Here is a 3,153-nt window from a genome sequence, read left to right as displayed (position 1 = left end):
TGCGTGAGACTTATGACGGTACAACTCCAATTGCTGCAATGAGTGCGTCTTCAGTAATGTTCATGGATATCCTTACCAGTCTCTGGACCGTAGCAGCCCTGTAAGTTACATACTCCACATCACGGGTTGAGATTTTTGCAGTACCTTCGCGGGTGTAGGGCATGTGACAATCTGCACAGGATACATCTCTGCCTCCTTGTGAGGCATTATTGTGGGACTATTCGGAATATAAGTTTCTGAATGTGCCCTTATATGGCTTAAATCCAGAGCGTGTATAACTTTTAATTCTACAATTATTATGAATTTTGTAGACAATTTGGCATAGTTTTATATACAATTATAATGAACTTCGATTGCTTCAATGTCGCATAATAGGAGGTGCGAGAAATGGTTGGACTTGAAAGCTCGATGGACCTGGCTGAAAAAGCAAGTCAGCTCAAAAAACCAGAAGTCTCTGAAGCCGAAAAAGAAAGGCAAAGGAAATTTCTCGAACAATTGAAAAGTAGTAAAGAGTAATAAACGGAAATGATAAATTAAGTATAGAAGAGCTACGAAATATTAAGCCAATAGATATAGTGAAAGCATGGCGTGAGATTAAATCTCTCTGGCTGCGGCTTCTTCACATATCTATTGACTATATTTATTAGACAATTCAGTATGGTATATATACAATTATGACAATCTTTAATTTATGCCAGATTCGGTCGTGCCTACAAAGACCAGGAAAAAACCTGATGAGTACTTTACTCAGTCTGAAATCGATTCATTAATGGAGCACCTGGATAACCTTATGGTTCCAACATTATGTAAAGCATTCCTTCGGGACAGGGATAAATTGTTGATCTCATTATTATGGAACACCGGATTGCGGATCTCTGACGCGCTGAACATAAAATTGGATAACATAGATCTTAAGAATGAATCTCTGACCTTTCAAATTAGAAAGCGATCTAAAGTTATAGACCGCTCCATCTCCCTGGACAGGGCGTTACTTTACGAGATTATTAAATACAGGGACACATGGCGTATCTCCAGTCTATTATTCGATATGTCCAGGGATAATTTCGATAAGAGATTGAAGGGCTATTGCGAGGGTATAGGCATAAAACCAAAGAGCGCTCAAAAGCTCCGCAAAGGCATGGCTATGAGATTACATGGTAAAGTCCCGAAAGAGATTATAGCCTATCGTTTAGGTCGCTCAGGCATTCAGACTGGTGACGAAGCATACACCAAGATTACTCCTGAAATTGAAAAACGGTTCCTGAAGGAGGTTAAATAATGATTACAAAGCAAGAATTGATTGAAGAATTAAAAGTGAAAGAAACACGTGTGATAAAAAAAGAACTGCAAGATAGATTACTAAAAAAATGGGAAAATGAAGGGAAGCCGCTAGAATGTGGATGTGGAAGAGAGCTTCCGGGTATGCCGGAAGAGTTTAAACAAATTCAAAATAACCTGTTCGAAACCCCATGCGGAAAAAAGAGAAAATTAAAAATCCCTGCGCGTTACGATGCAGTCCAAATACTTAAACAACTGATGCCGTGGATCGCCTGGGATGGGAATATTAAAAACAACATGGAAATTTTTTAATATGGAACTTAAGTTGAAGGAACCCGTCGATAACCTGTGTGATTATACGTGCAATTTCACATGGCAGAGTAATAAGATTCGTCCCGGTAGCATCATACCTTCCCAGGAGGGAACGAATTTTACCTACAAAGAGCTGGTAGATGCATTAAGAAAAGGCAAGGATATCCACATTCACGGAAATGTGGGAAAAAGGCTGGGTTACAGCATGGGCGCAAACCTCATGCATTTTGGTGGAACCGGAGCGCCAGAAAAGGCTGGAAGGATATATGTCAATGGCGATATCTCTTCAGAAATGGGCATGGGTATGGTCTCAGGTGCGATATATGTTAAAGGCAACATTGAAGAACCCTTTGGGAACATTGTTGAGGTTGTATCTGATGAACAGGGCTATAAAAAGTTCAGATCAATAACTGAAATTCTCTGTAACGGGCTGGGGAAAGATGCACTTGTTAAGAATAAATATGATGCACGAAAAAGATATCTGCTGCTGAATGACGGGATACTGAGGGGCACAGTAGCAGCCCGGTGTAACTGTGAGGCTTTCGTTTCAATAGATGGGAACGCTTATAACGGCACAGGATTGTTGATGCGGAAAGGCAAGGTTCATGTCGCAGGAAATGCAGGGATGAACACGGGAGCCCATCTCGATGGTGGTGTGGTAATTGTGGATGGCACTGCTGATGAGTTTGCAGGAGCATACATGAAAAAAGGTACGCTTATATTAAATGATTCTAAAGGCTTCGTGGGAGCTAATATGAAAGATGGAGCGATTTTTGCTAAAAAGAAGATTAAAATCGAGCCGCCTTTGAAGGAACTGACGATGTTACAGGAGGATGCAAATCTGATAAGGGAACATCTTGGTACAGGTCATGTGGAGGCGATGAGCTATCGAAAATATGGGTTATCGAAAGAGAGAGTGGTGAGAATGAGGGACGGCTCAGTGGTTGTAATGAAGGCAGATGAATAAATCATGGTAAAAATAAAATTCAGGTTTTAAGAATTAGCGATGAGGCATTATGGACTGATACAGCTCTTCCAGCGAAGATGAAAATACTGATGGCACTGGCTGTCGTTGCCGGGAGACTTTGCCCTGATTGCGCTGAAGCCCAGTGAAGAGTGCAATCCACAATGGAGCTACCAAAGAGGAGATTCTGGATACGCTTGGCGTAGTCTATGTGACTTCAGGAGCGCCCGGGGTCAACGTATGCAAGAATGCAATTAAAAAGTTGCTAAAATGAAAAACAGATGAGGAGAATAGCAAAACTCAACATTTCGTTTCGCATCTCAGTGCCCGCTCGCCGCCGTATATCTCTCCGTGATGAGCGCGCGCCTGAGCTTGAACAGAACCTTCTGTTTATCAAAATTATACTGTTCAGCCAGCTTCTTGATAAGCCTCTTTTTTGAAGCGCCTTTCAGGCTCATCTCTGCCATGATGCTGTCTACAAACTCCCTGGCGGGGTCGGCTTCTTTTTTGGCTCTCTCTTTTGATGCTTCTGCATGCTCAGATTCTACCGCTTTTTTCTCAACTGCGCCCTCTGCCATTCCCATCACCTCGATACCTCA

The 3,153-nt window shown here is 42.0% G+C and carries 6 protein-coding genes and 1 pseudogene; 5 read left to right on the top strand and 2 right to left on the bottom strand.

Features of this window, described 5'->3' with window-relative positions:
- Positions 1 to 10: 10 nt before the first annotated feature.
- Positions 11 to 187, bottom strand: a pseudogene (locus tag MNV_RS21215) (ammonia-forming cytochrome c nitrite reductase subunit c552); the annotation flags it as partial.
- Between the two features lie 200 nt (positions 188 to 387).
- Between MNV_RS21215 and MNV_RS20640 the strand changes: the two are divergent.
- From MNV_RS20640 to MNV_RS20635, 5 genes are all read left to right on the top strand, one after another.
- On the top strand, positions 388 to 516 hold the full coding sequence (locus MNV_RS20640; protein WP_256999993.1) for a hypothetical protein: 129 nt from the start codon (positions 388 to 390) through the stop codon (positions 514 to 516).
- A 175-nt stretch (positions 517 to 691) separates the two neighbouring features.
- Positions 692 to 1,279 carry a tyrosine-type recombinase/integrase gene (locus MNV_RS07625; RefSeq protein ID WP_096204955.1) on the top strand — a complete coding sequence of 196 codons (588 nt, stop codon included), beginning with the start codon at positions 692 to 694 and terminating at the stop codon, positions 1,277 to 1,279.
- Positions 1,279 to 1,590, top strand: coding sequence for a hypothetical protein (locus tag MNV_RS07620; RefSeq protein WP_096204954.1), 312 nt, complete (start codon positions 1,279 to 1,281; stop codon positions 1,588 to 1,590). The genes MNV_RS07625 and MNV_RS07620 overlap by 1 nt, the downstream gene beginning before the upstream one ends.
- Positions 1,556 to 2,557 (top strand): formylmethanofuran dehydrogenase, encoded by a 1,002-nt coding sequence (locus MNV_RS07615; protein ID WP_256999992.1) that lies wholly within the window; start codon positions 1,556 to 1,558, stop codon positions 2,555 to 2,557. The genes MNV_RS07620 and MNV_RS07615 overlap by 35 nt, the downstream gene beginning before the upstream one ends.
- A gap of 142 nt (positions 2,558 to 2,699) precedes the next feature.
- Positions 2,700 to 2,828, top strand: coding sequence for a carboxymuconolactone decarboxylase family protein (locus MNV_RS20635; RefSeq protein WP_256999991.1), 129 nt, complete (start codon positions 2,700 to 2,702; stop codon positions 2,826 to 2,828).
- 46 nt (positions 2,829 to 2,874) lie between these two features.
- Here MNV_RS20635 and MNV_RS07610 read toward each other — a convergent pair whose 3' ends face one another.
- Positions 2,875 to 3,132, bottom strand: a complete 258-nt coding sequence (locus MNV_RS07610; RefSeq protein ID WP_143311693.1) for a hypothetical protein — start codon at positions 3,130 to 3,132, stop codon at positions 2,875 to 2,877.
- Positions 3,133 to 3,153: the final 21 nt, after the last annotated feature.

Source organism: Candidatus Methanoperedens nitratireducens, from assembly GCF_900196725.1.
Taxonomy (GTDB): domain Archaea; phylum Halobacteriota; class Methanosarcinia; order Methanosarcinales; family Methanoperedenaceae; genus Methanoperedens; species Methanoperedens nitroreducens_A.
The sequence above is the reverse complement of the archived record's forward strand: the minus strand, read 5'-3'. Positions and strand labels throughout refer to the sequence as shown.